We start from the raw sequence: 2,070 nt of genomic DNA on the forward strand, positions 1-2,070 counted from the left end.
TCCGTAACCTGCCCGTTCGGTTCTCGTGTTGTGCGGGGTGCCGGCGGCACACCCCCGCCGGCACCCCGCACAACACGAGAACCGAACGGGCAGGTTACGGAAGCCCTCCAGATAGGTAGGGTCTCAGTAGGTCGTCGGCTCTCTTCGTGAGGAGGTGACGGGGCGTGGCCGCTCGTGACGATGCAGGGGCGCGCAGGGCGCAGCACGACAAGGAGGTCAGAGACCTCCAAACGCAGATCTCCTTCCTGGAGGAGGAGATCTCCGTGCTGCGCCGCAAACTCGCGGAATCCCCGCGCCAAGTACGTGTGCTGGAAGAACGCCTCCATGAGGCGCAAGCGAACCTGGCCGCCGTAACAGGCCAGAACGAGCGACTCGTAGCGACCCTCAAAGAGGCTCGCGAACAGATCGTCTCGCTCAAAGAGGAGGTCGACAGGCTCGCCCAACCACCCTCCGGATTCGGGGTCTTCCTGGAAGCCCGCGACGATGGAACGGTCGACATCTTCACCGGCGGCCGCAAGCTGCGCGTGAACGTCAGCCCCGCCGTCGACGCGGACGAACTCCAACGCGGCCAAGAGGTCATGCTCAACGAGGCCCTCAACGTCGTCGAAGCCCTCGAATTCGAAGAGCAGGGCGAAGTCGTCATGCTCAAGGAACTCTTCGACGACGGAGAACGCGCCCTCGTCATCGCGCACGCCGACGAGGAACGCGTCATCAAACTCGCCGAGCCCCTGCGCGGAGTCCCCCTGCGCGCAGGCGACTCCCTCATGCTCGAACCCCGATCCGGATACGCCTACGAGAAGATCCACAAGGCCGAGGTCGAAGAACTCGTCCTCGAAGAGGTCCCCGACATCTCCTACGACGAGATCGGCGGCCTCGGATCGCAGATCGAAATGATCCGCGACGCCATCGAACTGCCCTACCTGCACGCGGACCTCTTCCGCGAGCACCAGCTCAGGCCGCCCAAGGGCGTGCTCCTCTACGGCCCGCCCGGCTGCGGAAAGACCCTCATCGCCAAGGCCGTCGCCAACTCCCTCGCCAAACAGGTCGCGGAGAAGACCGGCCAGGAAGGCAAGAGCTTCTTCCTCAACATCAAGGGCCCCGAGCTGCTCAACAAGTACGTCGGCGAAACCGAACGGCACATCCGCCTGGTCTTCCAGCGAGCCCGCGAGAAGGCCTCCGCCGGAACCCCCGTCATCGTGTTCTTCGACGAGATGGACTCCATCTTCCGCACCCGCGGATCCGGAGTCTCCTCCGACGTCGAGAACACCATCGTCCCGCAGCTCCTCAGCGAAATCGACGGGGTCGAAGGCCTGGAGAACGTCATCGTCATCGGCGCCTCCAACCGCGAGGACATGATCGACCCCGCGATCCTGCGCCCCGGCCGGCTCGACGTCAAGATCAAGATCGAGCGTCCGGACGCCGAGGCCGCCAAGGACATCTTCTCCAAGTACATCCTCACCGGCCTCCCGCTGCACCCCGACGACCTCAAGGAGCACGGCAGCTCCGAGGACGCCACCGTCGAGGCCATGATCCAGCGCGTCGTCGAACGGATGTACACCGAGACCGACGAGAACCGCTTCCTGGAGGTCACCTACGCCAACGGCGACAAGGAAGTCCTCTACTTCAAGGACTTCAACTCCGGAGCGATGATCCAGAACATCGTCGACCGGGCCAAGAAGATGGCCATCAAGCAGTTCCTCGACACCGGCCAGAAGGGCCTGCGGGTCAACCACCTGCTCGCCGCCTGCGTCGACGAGTTCAGCGAGAACGAAGACCTGCCCAACACCACCAACCCCGACGACTGGGCCCGCATCTCCGGCAAGAAGGGCGAGCGGATCGTCTACATCCGCACCCTCGTCTCCGGAACCAAGGGCGCCGAAGCCGGCCGGTCCATCGACACCGTCGCCAACACCGGCCAATACCTGTAACCAACCCCACACCACCGACGACACGGCGCGGCGGCCACCCCCACCAGGGAGGCCGCCAAGGACATCTTCTCCAAGTACATCCTCACCGGCCTCCCGCTGCACCCCGACGACCTCAAGGAGCACGGCAGCTCCGAGGACGCCA

General features: G+C 64.7%; 1 protein-coding gene. It reads left to right on the forward strand.

What is annotated here, in order from left to right; translation table 11 throughout:
* Positions 1–164 precede the first annotated feature (164 nt).
* On the forward strand, positions 165–1,928 hold the full coding sequence (gene arc, locus E1298_RS46435; RefSeq protein ID WP_131903735.1) for a proteasome ATPase: 1,764 nt from the start codon (positions 165–167) through the stop codon (positions 1,926–1,928).
* Positions 1,929–2,070 lie beyond the last annotated feature (142 nt).

It is taken from the genome of Actinomadura rubrisoli (assembly GCF_004349215.1).
Taxonomy (GTDB): Bacteria; Actinomycetota; Actinomycetes; order Streptosporangiales; family Streptosporangiaceae; genus Spirillospora; species Spirillospora rubrisoli.